The following is a 16,945-nucleotide window of genomic DNA, read 5'->3' as shown; positions in this document are numbered from 1 at the left end:
GCTGGCGATAGGATAGCTTGATGCGTCGTTTTATCATGCAGCGTTTTTGTCCATTCAGGAGTCAATGATGTCAAACAGTCTGACCTATTGCGATCTTCCGGCGGAGATCTCTCAATGGCCGGGTCTTCCCCTTTCGCTCAGCGGCGACGAAGTGATGCCGCTGGACTACCGGGCGGGCAATACCGGGTGGCTGTTATACGGCAGAAAGCTGGACAAGGCGCGCATTACGCAATTCCAACGCAAGCTGGGCGCGGCGATGGTGATCGTCACCGCCTGGGGCGTGGACGACTATCAGGTCGTGCGCCTGGCGGGCACCTTGACGCCGCGCGCCAAGCTGCTGGCGGCGGAGAGCGGGCTGGACGTGGCGCCGCTCGGCAAGATCCCGCACTTGCGCACGCCGGGGCTGCTGGTGATGGATATGGATTCGACGGCGATCGAGATCGAATGCATTGATGAGATCGCCAAGCTGGCGGGCGTCGGCGAACAGGTGGCGGAAGTCACCGAACGCGCGATGCGCGGCGAGCTGGACTTTACCGCCAGCCTGCGCCAGCGCGTCGGCACGCTGAAAGGGGCTGACGCCAACATCCTCAAGCAGGTGCGCGACGAGCTGCCGCTGATGCCGGGGCTGACCAGCCTGGTGGGCAAGCTGCAGGCGATGGGTTGGCATGTGGCGATCGCCTCCGGCGGTTTCACCTACTACGCCGAATACCTGCGCAACCGGCTGCGGCTGGTGGCGGCGGCGGCCAACGAGCTGGAGATCCGCGACGGCAAGCTGACCGGCGAAGTGCTGGGGCCGGTGGTGGACGCGCAGTTCAAAGCCGATACGCTGCTGCGGCTGGCGGAGAAGCTGGAGATCCCGCTGGCGCAGACCGTGGCCATCGGCGACGGCGCCAACGATTTGAAAATGATGCAGGCGGCGGGGTTGGGCATCGCCTACCACGCCAAGCCGAAAGTGTATGAAAAAGCGCAGGTGGCGATCCGGCATGCGGATCTGATGGGCGTACTGTGTATTCTCACCGGCAGCCTGAAACACGAAGTGCGATAACGAAAGATTGAGGTAAGACGTGGCAAAAGCGGCAAAACGGGCATTTGTGTGCAATGAGTGCGGGGCGGACTATCCGCGTTGGCAGGGGCAGTGCAGCGCCTGTCAGGCCTGGAACACCATCACGGAAGTGCGTTTGGCCGCGTCGCCCGCAGCGGCGCGCAACGATCGCCTCAGCGGCTATGCCGGCGACGCCGGCGTCAGCAAGGTGCAGAAGCTGTCGGAAATCAGCCTGGAGGCGCTGCCGCGCTTCACCACCGGCTTTCTCGAATTCGACCGGGTGCTGGGCGGCGGCGTGGTGCCCGGCAGCGCCATTCTGATCGGCGGCAACCCCGGCGCCGGCAAGAGCACCCTGTTGCTGCAGGTGCTGTGCAAACTGTCTGAACAGATGAAAACCCTGTACGTCACCGGCGAGGAATCGCTGCAGCAGGTGGCGATGCGCGCCCACCGTCTGGGGCTGCCGACCGGCGGCCTGAACATGCTGTCGGAAACCAGCATCGAGCAGATCTGCCTGATTGCCGAGCAGGAACAGCCGAAGCTGATGGTGATCGACTCGATTCAGGTGATGCACATGGCGGACATTCAGTCTTCGCCGGGCAGCGTGGCGCAGGTGCGGGAAACCGCCGCCTACCTGACGCGCTTCGCCAAGACGCGCGGCGTGGCGATCGTGATGGTCGGCCACGTCACCAAAGACGGCTCGCTGGCCGGGCCGAAAGTGCTGGAACACTGCATCGACTGTTCGGTGCTGTTGGACGGTGACGCCGATTCCCGCTTCCGCACCCTGCGCAGCCACAAGAACCGCTTCGGCGCGGTCAACGAGTTGGGGGTGTTCGCCATGACCGAACAGGGGCTGCGCGAAGTCAGCAACCCGTCGGCGATCTTCCTTAGCCGCGGCGATGAAGTCACTTCCGGCAGCTCGGTGATGGTGGTGTGGGAAGGCACCCGGCCGCTGCTGGTGGAGATCCAGGCGCTGGTGGATCACTCGATGATGTCCAACCCGCGCCGCGTGGCGGTGGGCCTGGAGCAGAACCGGTTGGCGATCCTGCTGGCGGTGCTGCACCGGCACGGCGGGCTGCAGATGTCGGATCAGGACGTGTTCGTCAACGTGGTCGGCGGGGTGAAGGTCAGCGAGACCAGCGCCGACCTGGCGCTGCTGATGTCGCTGGTCTCAAGCCTGCGCGATCGGCCGCTGCCGAACGATCTGGTGGTGTTCGGCGAAGTGGGGCTGGCGGGGGAGATCCGCCCGGTGCCGAGCGGCCAGGAGCGCATCTCCGAAGCGGCCAAGCACGGCTTCAAGCGCGCCATCGTGCCGCACGGCAATATGCCGAAAAAGCCGCCGGCCAACATGCAGGTGTTCGGGGTCAAGAAGCTGGCGGACGCGCTGGACGTGCTGGAAGGGTTTTATTAATGTCGCCGACGGCGAGCAAGATATGCTATTTTGTTTAGCATATTAAACGGAGGTGGCCATGCCGCAATTTGATTACCTGAAGACGTCCATCAAGCAAAAGGGCTGCACGCTGCAGCAGGTGGCGGATGCCAGCGGCATGACCAAGGGCTATCTGAGCCAGCTTTTGAACGACAAAATCAAAAGCCCGAGCGCGCAAAAACTTGAGGCGCTGCACCGTTTTCTCGGGCTGGAGTTCCCGCGTAAAGAGGTTAAAGTCGGCGTGGTGTTTGGTAAATTTTACCCGCTGCATACCGGCCACATCTATCTGATCCAGCGCGCCTGCAGCCAGGTGGACGAGTTGCACGTTATTTTGTGCCACGACGAACCTCGCGACCGCGAGCTGTTCGAGAACAGTTCAATGTCGCAACAGCCGACGGTCAGCGATCGCCTGCGCTGGCTGCTGCAGACCTTCAAGTACCAGAAAAACATCCATATCCACTCGTTCGACGAGCAGGGCATCGAACCCTATCCGCACGGCTGGAACGTGTGGAGCGACGGCATGAAGGCCTTTATGGAACAGAAGGGCATCGTACCGAGCTTCATTTATTCCAGCGAAGCGCAGGATGCGCCGCGCTACCGCGAGCATCTGGGCATCGAAACCATTTTGGTCGATCCCGAGCGTTCGTTCATGAACATCAGCGGCAATCAGATCCGCCAGGATCCATTCCGCTATTGGGACTACATCCCGACCGAGGTGAAGCCGTTCTTCGTGCGCACCGTGGCGATCCTCGGCGGCGAGTCGAGCGGCAAATCGACGCTGGTCAACAAACTGGCCAACATCTTCAACACCACCAGCGCCTGGGAATATGGCCGCGATTACGTGTTCTCGCACCTAGGCGGCGACGAGATGGCGCTGCAATACTCCGACTACGACAAAATTGCCCTCGGGCAGGCGCAATACGTGGATTTCGCGGTCAAGTACGCCAACAAGGTGGCGTTTATCGATACCGATTTCGTCACCACCCAGGCGTTTTGCAAAAAGTACGAGGGGCGTGAACACCCCTTCGTGCAGGCGCTGATCGACGAATACCGTTTCGATCTGGTGATCCTGCTGGAAAACAACACGCCGTGGGTGGCGGATGGCCTGCGCAGCCTCGGCAGCACCGCCGATCGTCTGGCGTTCCAGCGCCTGCTGGAGGAAATGCTGCGCGCCAACGACATCGAGTATGTGCACGTTGAGTCCAGCGATTACGAAGAGCGTTTTCTGCGCTGCGTCGAGCTGGTGCAACAGTTGCTGGCGGCGGACGCCGGCCGGTTGGCGAACGCGCCCGCCCAGCATCACGCCGCAGGCTGAGAAAATTAGCGGAATGTGCGGTCGCGGCGGCAGAAACGGCCGCCCGGGCGCATATTTAACGGCTTGTTTAAACATGGTTCATTCGACAGCGACTACGGTAAGATTTTCTTTACAATAACGCTCAGAAGAAGACATGTCTTATCGCTTGCTCGCTCTTTGGTTGGTCTGCTATGCCGCAGCCTGGACGCTGCTGACTATTCATCTCGATCCTACCCTGCCTTACGACGCCGTCGAGGCGCTCAACTGGGGCCTCAACGGCGAGTGGGGCTCACCGAAAAACCCGTGGCTGGTCGGGGCGGCGATGCAGCCGGCGATCGGGTTCTCGTGGCTGCCGCTGAACCTGTACTGGTATGGCGGGCACTTCATCGCCATCGCCATCGGCATGCTGGGTGTCTGGCTGTTGGCGCGCCGGCTGAGCGGCAGCACCTCGCTGGCCTGGATGGCGCTGTTGACGCTCAACCTGTCCGGCATCATCAATTTCGACATCATTCCCTACAACGACAATTACCTGTTGGTGATGCTGTGGCCGTGGATGGCGCTGTTTTTCCACCTGGCTATTTCGCGTTCGGCCAACTGGTGGCCGGCCTTCGCGTTGGCCGCCGGGCTGGCGATGATGGCGAAGTACTCGACCTTCGCCTTTGTCTATTTCGCTGCGCTGTCGACGCTGTTCGTGCCGCAGATCCGCCGCTGCTATCGCCAGCCGCAGTTCTATCTGGCGGTGGCGATCTGGTTGGCGCTGGTGCTGCCGAACGTGTTCTGGTTGTGGAACCACGACTTTGCCGCCTTCAAGTGGGTGGATTCGCAGATCAAGATGCAGCTCAACCTCGATATGCTGCAGTCGCTGCTGCTGGTGTTCTATCCGTCGCTGGTGCTGTGGGGGATCCTGCGGCGCAGCGGGGCGGTGCTGGCCTGGCCACCGGCGTTGCCGATGCGGGTGTTGCTGTGGGTCTATCTGTTGCCGCTCGGCATCATTACCTTCTGGTTCTCTTTCAACGTCGGCGGCCGGCTGACCGAATGGCTGCAGCCTTTCTTCATGCTGGCGCCCGCGCTGCTGGTCGGTTGCGTGCGCCAGCCGCCGGTGCGTTCTCTGCGCGCGGCAACCATTGGGCTGATGTGTGCGGCGCTGGCGGTCTATCTGGGGTATGCCGCGGTGATGCTGGGCAACGTGCGCAACGCCGGTCAGAAAATGGTGGGTATCAAGGCGTTCAGCGCCGGGGTGGAGCGGCAGTGGCAAGAGCGGTATGGCGTTGAACTGCGCTACGTCGGCGGCGAATACCTGTCGCAGTGGATGACGGTGTACGCCGGTTCCCGGCCGCGGACCATTACGCGTTGGTCCAATCATGCGCGGCCGAATATCTACAACGTCAACATCAGCTATCCGCAGATTGCGCAGCACGGCGTCGCCCTGTTCGGGCGGTTGGGTGAAGACTGCGCGCACAGCGACTTTGGCGGTGAGTTGGCCCACTGGCCGAAGATGCGCCTCGATTGGCAGCAGACGCTGACCTTCCGCGCCGATCCGCATAGTGACGAGCAGATGCTGTGCGTCGGCTTCGTTCGTCCGCAGTAACGGCGGCGCGCTGCGCCGCCGCGATTCAGGCTCAGTAAGCGATGACCAGCTTGCCTTGCATATGGCCGCCGAGCAGCTGTTGATGCGCGGCGGTCAGCGTGTCTACCGACAGCCCGTGCAGGGTTTCGCTCAGCGTGGTGCTCAGCTTGCCCTCGTCCAGCAGCTGCGCCACCTGCTGCAGGATCTTGCCCTGCTGCGCGATATCCGGGGTGGTGAACATGCTGCGGGTGAACATGAACTCCCAGTGCAGCGCGGCGCTTTTCAGCTTCAGCGCGTTTTGATCCAACGGCTGCGCGTTCTCGACGATGGTGCAGATATGGCCGAGCGGCGCGATCAGTTCGGCCATCGCCGGCCAGTGGCCGTCGGTATCGTTCAGACACAGGATGTAATCCACCTGCTCGATGCCGTGCTGCGCCAGGTTGCCCTTCAGATCGCGGTAGTCCACCACCAGATCGGCGCCGCGCTCACGGCACCAGGCGGCGGATTCAGGTCTTGATGCGGTGGCGATCACTTTCACCTTGCTGCGCAATGCGGCCAGCGGAATGGCCAGCGAGCCGACCCCGCCGGCGCCGCCGATGATCAGCAGCGTCTTGTGCTCCGGCGCGTCCTGAATGTTCAGGTGTTCGAACAGCGCCTCCCAGGCGGTGAGGGCGGTGAGCGGCATGGCGGCGGACTCGGCCCAGTTCAGGCTGCGCGGTTTGTGCGCGGCGATGCGTGAGTCGATCAGTTGGTGACTGCTGTTGCTGCCGGGGCGGGTGATGTCGCCGGCGTACCACACTTCATCGCCGGGCTTGAAGCCGCTGACGCTGCTGCCCACGCCCACCACGATGCCGCTGGCGTCCCAGCCGAGGACGCGCGGCTGCTGCAGGCCGCTTTTCTGCAGGCCGGCGTGCACTTTGGTGTCCACCGGGTTGACCGACGCCGCTTTCACTTCCACCAGCAGATCGTACTGGCCGGGAACCGGCATCTCCGGTGAGATTTCGATGAAACTGGCGGGGTTCTGCGGGTCTACGGCAATGGCTTTTATCGACATGATTGTACTCCTTTCAAATGATGCCCCCAGTGTAGACCCGCGGCAGTGGGGTGATAAGATGGACAATATCTAACGGAGTGTTCGTTTAAGGTGAACAATGGAATTCAAACAGCTGCAGGATATGGCGCTGTTCGCGCTGGTGGCGGAGTGCGGCAGCTTTACCGCCGCCGCGCAGCGTGTGGGGTTGCCGAAATCCAGCGTCAGCCAGCGCATCAGCCAGCTTGAGCAGACGCTGGGGCTGCGCTTGCTCAATCGCACCACGCGCCAGCTGAACCTGACCTTCGCCGGCGAGCGTTATCTGGAGCATTGTCAGGCGATGATGTCCGCTGCCGAACGCGCCGATCTGGCGTTGCAGCGGCTGCGCGATAACCCGAGCGGGCGCCTGCGCATCTCGACGCCGGCCGGGCTGGGGGCGACCCTGGTGGCGCGGCTGGCGGCGGATTTTCAGCGCCAGTACCCGGACGTTTCGCTGGAGGTGTCGGTGTCCGACGCCATGGTGGATCTGGTGCAGGAAGGTTACGACGCCGCGCTGCGCACCGGCAAGCCGCAGGATTCTTCGCTGATCGGCCGACGCCTCGGGTACGCGCCGCGCTATCTGCTGGCGGCGCCGTCCTACCTGGCGCAGCACCCGCCGATCGAACATCCGCAGCAACTGCAGCAGCATCGTTGCATCGCCCACCGCGCCTGGACGGCCTGGAACCTGCGCTGCGGCGATGACTACTATCGTTGGCAGCTGCCGCTGGCGCACACCACCGACAACCTGCTGTATGCGCGCGAATGCGCCATTGCCGGTGCCGGCATCACGTTGCTGCCGGCGTTTCTCAGCCGCGAGGTGGTGGCGCAGAAGCTGTTGGTGGAGGTGTTGCCGGCGTGGCGTGCGGAAGGGAACGAGCTGTATCTGGTCTACCCGAGCCGCAAGCTGAACTCCCCGGCGCTGGCTTGTTTCATCGATGTGGTGCTGCAGCACCCGGCGTTCGACGATTACGCGCGCGAGTTGGCGCGGGGGTAAAAAAAGGCGCCGCATGCGGCGCCTTGGGTATTACTTGGCGATCTTTTTGTACTTGATGCGGTGCGGCTCGAGCGCATCGGCGCCCAGCGCGCGCTTCTTGTACTCTTCGTACTCGGTGAAGTTGCCTTCGAAGAATTCCACCTTGCCCTCGTCCTGGTAGTCCAGGATGTGGGTGGCGATACGGTCGAGGAACCAACGGTCGTGCGAGATCACCATGGCGCAGCCAGGGAATTCCAGCAGGGCGTTTTCCAGCGCGCGCAGGGTTTCGATATCCAGGTCGTTGGTCGGTTCATCGAGCAGCAGCACGTTGCCGCCAACCTGCAGCAGCTTGGCCAGGTGCAGACGGCCACGCTCACCGCCGGACAGCTCGCCCACGCGTTTGCCCTGATCGACGCCCTTGAAGTTAAAGCGCCCGACATAGGCGCGGCTCGGCATCTCGGTGTTGCCGATGCGCATGATGTCCTGCCCGCCGGAGACTTCTTCCCAGACGGTTTTCGAACCGTCCATGCTGTCGCGGAACTGATCGACGGAAGCGAGTTTGACGGTGTCGCCCAGCACGATGCTGCCGGAATCAGGCTGCTCCTGACCGGACATCATGCGGAACAGCGTGGATTTACCCGCGCCGTTCGGGCCGATGATGCCGACAATCGCGCCTTTCGGCACCGAGAACGATAGGTCGTCGATCAGCAGGCGGTCGCCATAAGACTTGCGCAGGTTGCTGACTTCGACCACTTTATCGCCCAGGCGCGCGCCAGGTGGAATGAACAGTTCGTTGGTTTCGTTACGTTTCTGGTATTCGGTGTTGTTCAGCTCTTCAAAGCGGGCCAGGCGGGCCTTGCCTTTGGACTGACGGCCTTTGGCGCCCTGACGCACCCACTCCAGCTCTTTCTCGATCGACTTGCGACGAGCGGCTTCGGCGGACGCTTCCTGTGCCAGACGCGCGTCTTTCTGCTCCAGCCAGGACGAGTAGTTGCCTTCCCACGGAATGCCTTCGCCGCGGTCGAGTTCGAGGATCCAGCCGGCCACGTTATCCAGGAAGTAACGGTCGTGGGTGATCGCCACCACGGTGCCTTCAAAGTCGTGCAGGAAGCGTTCCAGCCAGGCCACGGACTCGGCGTCCAGGTGGTTGGTCGGTTCGTCCAGCAGCAGCATGTCCGGCTTTTCCAGCAGCAGGCGGCACAGCGCGACGCGGCGGCGTTCACCCCCGGACAGGTGGGCGATTTTGGCGTCCCAGTCCGGCAGGCGCAGCGCATCGGCGGCGCGTTCTAGCTGGGCGTTGAGGTTGTGACCGTCGTGCGCCTGAATGATCTCTTCCAGGCGGCCCTGTTCGGCGGCCAGCTTGTCGAAGTCTGCGCCTTCTTCCGCGTACAGCGCGTACACTTCGTCCAGGCGCTTCAGCGCGCCGACCACTTCCGCCAGCGCTTCTTCCACCGATTCACGCACGGTGTGTTCGAGGTTAAGCTGCGGCTCCTGCGGCAGGTAACCGATCTTGATGCCCGGCTGCGGGCGCGCTTCCCCTTCGATATCGGTATCGATGCCGGCCATGATGCGCAGCAGGGTGGACTTACCGGCGCCGTTCAGGCCCAGCACGCCGATTTTTGCCCCAGGGAAGAAGCTCAGGGAGATGTTTTTCAAAATATGACGCTTCGGCGGTACCACCTTGCCGACGCGGTGCATGGTATAGACGTATTGAGCCACGTTGCTCTAAGCCTCTCTATATCAGTATTTATAGGATGTCTGGCGGCATGAGTGTAGCCCGTTTCGATCTCGGATCCCAGACATCGCTCAGCGATCGCCAAGTATAACCGTTTATGCGCCGATAAAGGCGCATATTGGTGGCTTATGGCGTGACGACGATCGCGACGCGGCGGTTTTCCGCGCGGCCGCTGGAGGTGCGGTTATCGGCAACGGGATCGCGCTTGCCCATGCCGCGGGTTTCGATATTGGCGCGCGGAATGCCGACGCTGGCCAGCAGATCGGCCACCGCATCGGCGCGGCGCAGGGAAAGCTGATCGTTATAGCTGTCTTCACCGTAGTTGTCGGTATGGCCGTCCAGGCGGAACTTGGTGATGCCGACGCTCAGCAGCGCACGGCCCATCTTCTGCACCGTCTCGGTGCTTTCCGGGTTCAGCTTGCCGATGTTGTTGCCGAACAGCACCTTATCCGACAGGCCGAACTCCCAGCCGTTATCGGTCAGTTTGAAGCCCTGCGATTGCAGCAGCGCAACCTGCTCGGGCGTCAGGCCCTGCGGTTTGCTCTGGCAGCCGGCGAGCGCCAGCAGGGCGACGAACGCCATCGCCAGCAGTGAAAAACGACCTTTAAACAGTTGCTGTATCATAGTCAAAATCCCTAGTTCAAGTGTTATAGCCGGGGCTCTTATTTATGTATAGCCAGCCGCCAGCCTCCGTTATAACGATGCTTTGCCTGATACATCGCATCGTCAGCTTCGTGCAAAAGACCCTGAGGCGTCGACGCGTGATCAGGGTACAGCGCAATACCGATACTCAGAGAGGTGATGACCGCCTCGTCGTTCGGCAAAATGACCGGTTGCGTCATGCAGTCGATGATGTTGTCAGCGATCTGCAAGACATCTTCCGTGCCGTGTACCGGCGCCAACAGCACGGCGAATTCATCCCCTCCCAGGCGGGCGACCAGATCGGTCTCGCGCAACTGCGCGCGAATGCGCCCGGCAATGGTGGTCAGCACCGCATCGCCTGCGGCGTGGCCGTAACTGTCGTTCACCTCCTTGAAGCGATCGCCGTCGATAAACAGCACCGCCAATTTCGCCGGCGGTTCGATATCGCCCAGCGCCCGGCTCAGCCGCCCTTCGAAGAAGGCGCGGTTCGGCAAGCCGGTCAGGCTGTCGTGCGTCGCCCGGTGAGCCAGCGAGTCGTTTTCCTGCTTCAGATGGGCCTGCCAGGCCTCCAGCTCGTCGAGCAAGCCGTTGAAATCGTTGCTGAGCTCATGCAGCTCGGCGATAGGCGCCGACGGCACCCGCAGGCCGAAAGTGCGATCGCGGCGCACTGCATGTGCCACGTTGGCGATGTCGTCAAGCGAACTGACGATGCCGACCAGCATGCGGCGCGACAACACCAGGGCGCACAGGGTGCTGAGCACCAGGCAGGCGATCATGCCGACCATGCCGCGCAACAGGAAACGCAGCAGGCTGCCGCCGTTGCCGCTCAGCCAGACCTGGCCGACCTGTTTGCCCTCGTGGGTGATAGGCAGAATGACCGGTTCGGGCAGCGCCCAGTGCGCGACGATCTGCTCTAGGCCGTGCAGCGGCCCATCGGTAGGATGGCGCCAGTTGGCCAGCATCTTGCCGTTGTTGTCGAGGATCCGCGCGTCCGACACCTCTTCATTGGAGGATATCAGCATCAGCGCTTCGCGCGCGGCGGTGCGGTCTTCAAACACCACGGCGGCCTCGACGGTATAGCTGATGGAGCGCGCGATCAGGTGCAGGTTGTGATTGGCATAGGCGCGCAGCGCAAACAGCGCCACCAGCGTCAAAAAGATGCCGGCGGTGCCGACGGCGATCAGCGCCAGCCCAAGATGCACACGCTGCAGTACTCGGCCCAGCGTCGGGCGCGCATTGCCGGAGCGGTTTCTACGCAACAGCCTCATAGCGGCGGCGCCTGTTTGCGTGCCAGCTGCAGCACGTTGGGGTGAACGCGCACGCCGCTGCGCGCCAGAGCATCCAGGTTGACCTTGAAGCTGGCCTGGTCCCCATCAATCTGCAGGCAAAATGCGCTGCCGGCGGAGCATTCGCTATCGTTCTCGCTGATGCTGAGAATGGAGTTGCCGGAAATGCGCTGCATGAAATTTTGTCTCTGCGCGGCGGTGATGTTCCCTAAGTAGATGACATCACAGCCGGTACTCAGCGTTGGGCTGTCGAACGGCACGCGCTCGGCTTTAATCGGACGCGGCGCGCTCAGCAGGATCGGATCGAACAGCCCTTCGGCATACTGGGTGGGTGCGGTCACGCACAAGCGGATCGGATTGGGTTCACGCGACCAGCGTGCGTAGCTGATGATGCCTACCACCACGGTCGTCACGGCGTGCGTGCGCTTTTGATAGGGATCAGCGGCGGCGTGCGCAGGCTCGGACAACGTCAGCAGCACCAACAAAACGATCAGCAGCAGGCGGCCGATATTCAGGCGTGCGTCAAGGAAGCCCGGTTCGGGGCTTTTTGCGCAACGCATCGCTATCGCGGTCTTATTCACCATCTTCACCCGCCATTCCGGCCTGATCCACCGCCCGCAGGCCGTGGCCTGACAAGGAAAAATCCGGCCCGCTTGAAGGGACAATCGTTTTGCTGAAAGCTGTCAGTCGCACTGCCTAATGAACACTATCTAACCCATAATTGGCGCGGATTGTATTATAAGATGTCTTCGTTGGGCGCTTTATGTGCTGTTTTCTCGGAATTATCTTACTTATTTTTGATAGTATAAAAATGCCCACCCGGGTTTGCCACCGCTTTTCTGCAAAGTTGGCGCGTTTAGCCTGCTGTCAGGCGATTTGCGCAACGGCGGCATCATGTCGAAAATGCAATAATGTGATGGCTAATAATTAAAAAGTATTTTACTTCTCCAATAAGTGCCGGGGCAGCTAATAAAAATCCGGTGGCTGGAAATATCCCGCCGGCCTGATTTGTCAGCCAAAGTAAACGTTTTTTACCTGGCCCCCGTCATGGCGATACACTTCTTCTTCTACAGTATTGAATGGATAAGCGATTGCGCTGTCTATGGTAGATATCCGCGTCCGGGCCGTGCGCCCGGCTTTATTTTGTCCCGCGGCGCCGTGGTGCGGCGGTCACCGGGGAGCTGGGCGGCTCCTGCGGTACAACCAGTGAGGAAAGAGCGAGGATGGTCAAGGTGGACAAGCGACGGCTGTTGGCAATGGGCCTGTGTCTGACGGCGTTTTCAGGCGCGGCGCTGGCGGATTCTCTGGATGCGCAACGTCAGCGTTACCAGCAGATCAAACAGGCGTGGGACGGCAATCAAATGGACGTGGTGGCGCAGCTGATGCCGACGCTGCGCGATTACCCGCTTTATCCTTACCTGGAATACCGCGAGCTGACACAGGATCTGAGCCAGGCGGGGTTCTCCGAGGTGAACGACTTTATCAAACGCCACCCGACGCTGCCGCCGGCGAAATCACTGGTGCCGCGCTTCGTCAATGAACTGGCGCGGCGCGAAGACTGGCGCACCCTGTTGGCCTTCAGCGCGCAGCCGCCCAAACCGGTGGCTGCGCGCTGCAACTATTACTACGCCAAATGGGCTACCGGTGACCAGCAGGCGGCCTGGAGCGGCGCCGATGAACTGTGGCTGAACGGCAAAACGTTGCCGAGCGCCTGCGATCGTCTGTTCAGCGTCTGGCGCGGCGCAGGCAAGCAAACGCCGCTGGATATTCTGGCGCGCATGAAGCTGGCGTTGAAAGAGGGTAACAGTTCGCTGGTCAGCAACCTTTACGGCCAGTTGCCGGCCGACTATCAAACCATGGGCAACGCCCTGGTGCGCTTGCAAAACGATCCGACCACCGTGGAAGCCTTCGCCCGCAGCGTGGGGCCGACTGACTTTACCCGTGCCGCCACCGGCATCGCCTTTGAACGCCTGGCGCGGCAGGATGTGGAAAACGCGCGGGCGATGATCCCGACACTCGCGCGGTTGCAGAAAATGAGCGACGACGAACGGCTGGGGTTGGAAGAGGCGGTGGCCTGGCGCCTGATGGGCAGCGACGCTACCTACGAGCAGGCGCAGTGGCGCGATCAGGTGATTCTGCGCAGCCGTTCGCCTTCGCTGTTGGAGCGCCGAGTACGCATGGCGTTGGGCAACGGCGATCGGCAGGGCGTCGCGACCTGGCTGGCCCGCCTGCCGGAAGAGTCGCGCAACAAGGATGAGTGGCGCTACTGGCGCGCCAGTCAACTGATGGACGAAGGCAAACGCGCCGAAGGCGAGGAGATGTTGCGTAACCTGATGACCGAACGCGGCTTCTATCCGATGGTCGCGGCGCAGAAGCTGAACGCCACTTATCCGGTGATGGTGGCGGTGGCGGCCAAGCCGCGCACGTCGCTGGTCGACGGGCCGGAGGTCGCCCGGGTGCGTGAGCTGATGTACTGGAATATGGACAACCTGGCCCGCAGCGAGTGGGGCTCGTATGTCGCCAGCCGCAGCCGGCCGGAACAAGAAGCGCTGGCGCGCTACGCCTTTGAGCAAAAATGGGCCGATCTGAGCGTGCAGGCGACCATCGTCGGCAAGCTGTGGGATCATCTGGAGGAGCGTTTCCCGGTCGCCTGGCCGCAGGAGTTCCGCCGCGCGACCGATGACAAGGGGATCACCACCAGCTACGCGATGGCGATCGCGCGTCAGGAGAGCGCCTGGAATCCGAAAGCGCAGTCGCCGGTTGGGGCTACTGGCCTGATGCAGGTGATGCCGCGCACCGCGCAGCATACGGTGCAGATGTACAATATTCCCGGCTATGTCGGCCCGAGCCAACTGTTCGATCCGCAGACCAACATCACCATCGGCACCAGCTATCTGGAGTCGGTCTATCAGCAGTTTGGCCGCAACCGCATTCTGTCGAGCGCCGCCTATAATGCCGGCCCGTCGCGGGTGAATACCTGGCTGGGCAACAGCGCGGGGCGGATCGATCCGGTGGCATTCATCGAAAGCATTCCGTTCTCTGAAACCCGCGGCTACGTCAAGAACGTGCTGGCTTATGATGCGTTTTACCGTTATCTGACGCACCGGCCGGCCAAGGTGCTGACCGACGCCGAGTGGCAGAGACGTTATTGATTTTGACGGCCCTATGGTATGCTGCTGTACTAGTTAAATAGTATGGTGGCTGCCATGACGCAATTATCGTTAAACGACCCCGCTCTTTCAGAACAAGGCAATGAGGATTGGCTGCGCTTCGTCGCGCTGCTGCAGAATTCCTTTGCGCAAGAACTGCATCAACCGCTGCTGCAGCTGATGTTGACGCCGGACGAGCGCACCGCGCTGGGCACCCGGGTGCGGATCATTCAGGAACTGATGCGCGGCGAGATGAGCCAGCGCGAGTTAAAAAATGAACTGGGCGCGGGGATCGCCACCATCACCCGCGGATCGAACAGCCTGAAAGCGGCTTCACCCGCGCTGAAACAGTGGCTTGAGCAGCAGCTGTTGCACGACGCGCCCTAGCAGACTCAGCGTTATTGCTGATAGATGGCGTTGTGGAACGGCACCAGCGCCAGCAGCAGCGCCTGGTGGTAAACGCTGGTGCGGCTCAGCCGGCCGTCGGTGAAGACGCCGATGGCGCCGCCCTGACGTTTCACCTCGGCGTTGCCGGTGATCGCCGCCATTTCGCTGCCCAATTCGCGACCGGCGCGAATACCTTGTAAGATGACCTCCGGCAGCATCAGGCTCGCCGAGCGGGATTCGCCACGGATGTGCGGGTTCTCGATGGTCATCCAGGCGAAGGTCATATTCTCTTCAATCCCGGCTTCCACGCCGACCCAAAAATCGGCCTCGGGCCTGACCTGGCGCGCTTCCATGACGCGTTGACGCGAACCGGTGCGGGTTTCGTGGTTGCCTATTGGCTGCAGCGAGACGCCGCTGGCGACGTCAACGGATTCAATGCGGTATTGGCCCGCGCCAAAGACGTCATCGAAGGCGAGTTGAATAGCCTTGATCTTTGCCGGGTTGGTAGTTGCAGCGACAACATGGTACATAACGGGTTTGATATCCTTCTGGCCGATACGCCGGGCAGCGGCAAAAGCGCCACCGGGCCGGGGATAAATGCAAATTTCACGCAGTATAACGGAAAACAAAAATGTTACAGGTATACCTCGTTCGCCATGGCGAAACGGAATGGAACGCGGCTCGCCGTATCCAGGGTCAGTCCGACAGCCCGTTAACCGCCATGGGGGAACACCAGGCCCGTCTGGTCGCCAGGCGCGTCAGCAAAGAAGGCATTACGCACATCATTACCAGCGATCTGGGGCGCACGCGGCGCACCGCGCAGATCATCGCCGACGCCTGTGGCTGCGAAGTGATTAGCGATCCGCGTTTGCGTGAGCTGCACATGGGGGTTCTGGAAGAACGCCTGATCGACAGTTTGACGCCGCAGGAAGAGCTGTGGCGCAAACAGATGGTCGATGGTACTCCTGACGGCCGTATCCCTCAAGGCGAATCCATGGAGGAGCTGGGCGAGCGCATGCGCGCCGCGCTGGAGAGTTGCCTGATGCTGCCTGAAGGCAGCAAGCCGTTGCTCGTCAGTCATGGCATCGCGTTGGGGTGTTTGATCAGTACGGTGCTGGGGCTGCCGGCCTATGCGGAACGCCGTCTGCGCTTGCGCAACTGCTCACTGTCGCGCGTCGATCACCAGCAGAGCCCTTGGCTGGCTTCCGGCTGGATCGTGGAAACGGCGGGCGATGTCACGCATTTGGACATGCCCGCGTTGGACGAACTGCAGCGTTAACGCCGAATCGGGATCAGGTAATCGCACTTGATCTCGATAGGCGCCTGATGCGGACGGCGCTCGCCTTTCGGATAGAAGCGCTCGATGTCGTGCCCTTTGCGGCGCGTCAGCTGGAGCGCCGGCAGGCAGGTGCCGTAGACCGTCAGAATAAAGTCTTGCAGTCCCTCGGTGGGCCCTTCGTAGCTGAACATCGCAAACTCACCGCCCGGCAACACCAGCGGCTGGCCTTCCTGTACCTTGTCAGGCACCTGATCCGGCTCCAGCGCCGTGGTGTACAGCACTTCCTGTTCGTCGTCCTTCTCCTGGCTCGGTCGCGAGTGGTGCAGCCCGTACAGCACCGGCGGCAGGGTTTCGACGTCACCGAGGAACTGACGCCAGAACTGTGAGCGCAGTTCGGTGCGCACGGTGGTGATCTGTTCCAGCGTACAGGAGTAGCTTTGGGTCAGGCCGACCAGGTGCTTGTCCGGCAGCGAGACGAATTCCGGCTGCGGCAGGGTGAAGGCTCCCAGACGGATCGGCGGACAGATGCCGAATGCGTTCCAGTCTTCGGCGCGGCGGTACAGCGCCGGCGTTTGCGCAAACTGTTTTTTGAAGGCGCGGGTGAAGGTCTGCTGCGAGTCGAAGCGATATTGCAGGGCGATATCCAAAATCGGCCGGCTGGTCAAACGCAGCGCGACGGCGGCTTTGGACAGCCTCCTTGCCCGGATGTAAGCACCGATGGCGTTACCGGTAATATCTTTGAACATCCGTTGCAGATGCCATTTGGAGTAGCCTGCCTTGGCCGCCACGTTATCCAGCGACAAGGGTTGGTCCAAATGGCTTTCCAGCCAGCTAAGCAGATCACGAATGATACCGGCTTGATCCATAGATCTTCCTCGTAAAGCTTGGGGGTAGGAACCCGAACTGTTGATTCGTCACGCTGGTGCTGCGCTATCAGACCGATCCATGAGCCATTATGCGTTGCACTCTTTGCCTCTGCTGCGCATGCCGCGCCAGAGTTGGATTGGGGTACACCGTAGTGGGCGCAAAGAAATAACGACGCCGCATCATAGCAATTTTTTTACTCCGCGACTCTCAAAGATTTTTGTCACGCTCT

At 61.6% G+C, this 16,945-nt stretch carries 15 protein-coding genes; 8 read left to right on the top strand and 7 right to left on the bottom strand.

The window, feature by feature from the left end:
* Positions 1 to 67 precede the first annotated feature (67 nt).
* The 4 genes from serB to ACJ8PL_RS16300 all read left to right on the top strand — a co-directional run bounded on the left by serB (position 68) and on the right by ACJ8PL_RS16300 (position 5,350).
* On the top strand, positions 68 to 1,045 hold the full coding sequence (gene serB / locus ACJ8PL_RS16315) for a phosphoserine phosphatase (protein WP_016929162.1): 978 nt from the start codon (positions 68 to 70) through the stop codon (positions 1,043 to 1,045).
* Between the two features lie 19 nt (positions 1,046 to 1,064).
* A complete protein-coding gene (radA, locus tag ACJ8PL_RS16310) occupies positions 1,065 to 2,450 on the top strand; it encodes a DNA repair protein RadA (RefSeq protein WP_028127870.1) in 1,386 nt (461 codons plus the stop codon).
* A 58-nt stretch (positions 2,451 to 2,508) separates the two neighbouring features.
* The gene (gene nadR, locus ACJ8PL_RS16305) at positions 2,509 to 3,783 is read left to right on the top strand and encodes a multifunctional transcriptional regulator/nicotinamide-nucleotide adenylyltransferase/ribosylnicotinamide kinase NadR (protein ID WP_016929160.1); all 1,275 of its coding nucleotides are present in this window, start codon (positions 2,509 to 2,511) and stop codon (positions 3,781 to 3,783) included.
* Between the two features lie 133 nt (positions 3,784 to 3,916).
* Positions 3,917 to 5,350: a glycosyltransferase family 39 protein gene (locus ACJ8PL_RS16300; protein WP_442531281.1), complete on the top strand. Its 1,434-nt coding sequence runs from the start codon at positions 3,917 to 3,919 to the stop codon at positions 5,348 to 5,350.
* A 31-nt stretch (positions 5,351 to 5,381) separates the two neighbouring features.
* On the opposite strand, the gene ACJ8PL_RS16295 is transcribed toward ACJ8PL_RS16300, so the two are convergent.
* Positions 5,382 to 6,383 carry a zinc-binding alcohol dehydrogenase family protein gene (locus ACJ8PL_RS16295; RefSeq protein WP_016929158.1) on the bottom strand — a complete coding sequence of 334 codons (1,002 nt, stop codon included), beginning with the start codon at positions 6,381 to 6,383 and terminating at the stop codon, positions 5,382 to 5,384.
* 97 nt (positions 6,384 to 6,480) lie between these two features.
* Here ACJ8PL_RS16295 and ACJ8PL_RS16290 point away from each other — a divergent pair, with 97 nt between their 5' ends.
* On the top strand, positions 6,481 to 7,392 hold the full coding sequence (locus tag ACJ8PL_RS16290) for a LysR family transcriptional regulator (protein WP_016929157.1): 912 nt from the start codon (positions 6,481 to 6,483) through the stop codon (positions 7,390 to 7,392).
* Between the two features lie 30 nt (positions 7,393 to 7,422).
* On the opposite strand, the gene ettA is transcribed toward ACJ8PL_RS16290, so the two are convergent.
* From ettA to ACJ8PL_RS16270, 4 genes are all read right to left on the bottom strand, one after another.
* Positions 7,423 to 9,090 (bottom strand): energy-dependent translational throttle protein EttA, encoded by a 1,668-nt coding sequence (gene ettA / locus ACJ8PL_RS16285; RefSeq protein WP_442531280.1) that lies wholly within the window; start codon positions 9,088 to 9,090, stop codon positions 7,423 to 7,425.
* Between the two features lie 142 nt (positions 9,091 to 9,232).
* A complete protein-coding gene (locus tag ACJ8PL_RS16280) occupies positions 9,233 to 9,730 on the bottom strand; it encodes an OmpA family protein (protein ID WP_016929155.1) in 498 nt (165 codons plus the stop codon).
* A gap of 38 nt (positions 9,731 to 9,768) precedes the next feature.
* Complete coding sequence (locus ACJ8PL_RS16275; protein ID WP_016929154.1) at positions 9,769 to 11,016, bottom strand: diguanylate cyclase domain-containing protein; 1,248 nt, start codon at positions 11,014 to 11,016, stop codon at positions 9,769 to 9,771.
* Positions 11,013 to 11,618, bottom strand: coding sequence for a YfiR family protein (locus ACJ8PL_RS16270; RefSeq protein ID WP_015376603.1), 606 nt, complete (start codon positions 11,616 to 11,618; stop codon positions 11,013 to 11,015). Before ACJ8PL_RS16270 ends, ACJ8PL_RS16275 begins: the two co-directional genes overlap by 4 nt.
* Positions 11,619 to 12,257: 639 nt before the next feature.
* Between ACJ8PL_RS16270 and sltY the strand changes: the two genes are divergently transcribed.
* A complete protein-coding gene (sltY, locus tag ACJ8PL_RS16265; protein WP_016929153.1) occupies positions 12,258 to 14,186 on the top strand; it encodes a murein transglycosylase in 1,929 nt (642 codons plus the stop codon).
* Between the two features lie 54 nt (positions 14,187 to 14,240).
* Positions 14,241 to 14,570 (top strand): trp operon repressor, encoded by a 330-nt coding sequence (trpR, locus tag ACJ8PL_RS16260; protein ID WP_016929152.1) that lies wholly within the window; start codon positions 14,241 to 14,243, stop codon positions 14,568 to 14,570.
* 11 nt (positions 14,571 to 14,581) lie between these two features.
* Here trpR and yjjX read toward each other — a convergent pair whose 3' ends face one another.
* Positions 14,582 to 15,100, bottom strand: a complete 519-nt coding sequence (gene yjjX, locus ACJ8PL_RS16255) for an inosine/xanthosine triphosphatase (RefSeq protein WP_004933015.1) — start codon at positions 15,098 to 15,100, stop codon at positions 14,582 to 14,584.
* A 101-nt stretch (positions 15,101 to 15,201) separates the two neighbouring features.
* Here yjjX and gpmB point away from each other — a divergent pair, with 101 nt between their 5' ends.
* On the top strand, positions 15,202 to 15,849 hold the full coding sequence (gene gpmB / locus ACJ8PL_RS16250; protein ID WP_049300123.1) for a 2,3-diphosphoglycerate-dependent phosphoglycerate mutase GpmB: 648 nt from the start codon (positions 15,202 to 15,204) through the stop codon (positions 15,847 to 15,849).
* Here gpmB and robA read toward each other — a convergent pair.
* Positions 15,846 to 16,715: an MDR efflux pump AcrAB transcriptional activator RobA gene (gene robA, locus ACJ8PL_RS16245; RefSeq protein WP_033641224.1), complete on the bottom strand. Its 870-nt coding sequence runs from the start codon at positions 16,713 to 16,715 to the stop codon at positions 15,846 to 15,848. The genes gpmB and robA overlap by 4 nt on opposite strands.
* Positions 16,716 to 16,945 lie beyond the last annotated feature (230 nt).

This window comes from Serratia sp. CY83965, from assembly GCF_052166375.1.
Taxonomy (GTDB): Bacteria; Pseudomonadota; Gammaproteobacteria; order Enterobacterales; family Enterobacteriaceae; genus Serratia; species Serratia marcescens.
The sequence above is the reverse complement of the archived record's forward strand: the minus strand, read 5'-3'. Positions and strand labels throughout refer to the sequence as shown.

Bases quoted from the DNA above. Each gene is read 5' to 3' on its own strand.
- nadR (WP_016929160.1), top strand. From the start codon at position 2,509: ATGCCGCAATTTGATTACCTGAAGACGTCCATCAAGCAAAAGGGCTGC.
- ACJ8PL_RS16280 (WP_016929155.1), bottom strand. From the start codon at position 9,730: ATGATACAGCAACTGTTTAAAGGTCGTTTTTCACTGCTGGCGATGGCG.
- yjjX (WP_004933015.1), bottom strand. From the start codon at position 15,100: ATGTACCATGTTGTCGCTGCAACTACCAACCCGGCAAAGATCAAGGCT.
- ACJ8PL_RS16295 (WP_016929158.1), bottom strand. From the start codon at position 6,383: ATGTCGATAAAAGCCATTGCCGTAGACCCGCAGAACCCCGCCAGTTTC.
- ACJ8PL_RS16270 (WP_015376603.1), bottom strand. From the start codon at position 11,618: ATGGTGAATAAGACCGCGATAGCGATGCGTTGCGCAAAAAGCCCCGAA.
- serB (WP_016929162.1), top strand. From the start codon at position 68: ATGTCAAACAGTCTGACCTATTGCGATCTTCCGGCGGAGATCTCTCAA.
- trpR (WP_016929152.1), top strand. From the start codon at position 14,241: ATGACGCAATTATCGTTAAACGACCCCGCTCTTTCAGAACAAGGCAAT.
- ACJ8PL_RS16275 (WP_016929154.1), bottom strand. From the start codon at position 11,016: ATGAGGCTGTTGCGTAGAAACCGCTCCGGCAATGCGCGCCCGACGCTG.
- ACJ8PL_RS16290 (WP_016929157.1), top strand. From the start codon at position 6,481: ATGGAATTCAAACAGCTGCAGGATATGGCGCTGTTCGCGCTGGTGGCG.
- gpmB (WP_049300123.1), top strand. From the start codon at position 15,202: ATGTTACAGGTATACCTCGTTCGCCATGGCGAAACGGAATGGAACGCG.
- robA (WP_033641224.1), bottom strand. From the start codon at position 16,715: ATGGATCAAGCCGGTATCATTCGTGATCTGCTTAGCTGGCTGGAAAGC.
- ACJ8PL_RS16300 (WP_442531281.1), top strand. From the start codon at position 3,917: ATGTCTTATCGCTTGCTCGCTCTTTGGTTGGTCTGCTATGCCGCAGCC.
- sltY (WP_016929153.1), top strand. From the start codon at position 12,258: ATGGTCAAGGTGGACAAGCGACGGCTGTTGGCAATGGGCCTGTGTCTG.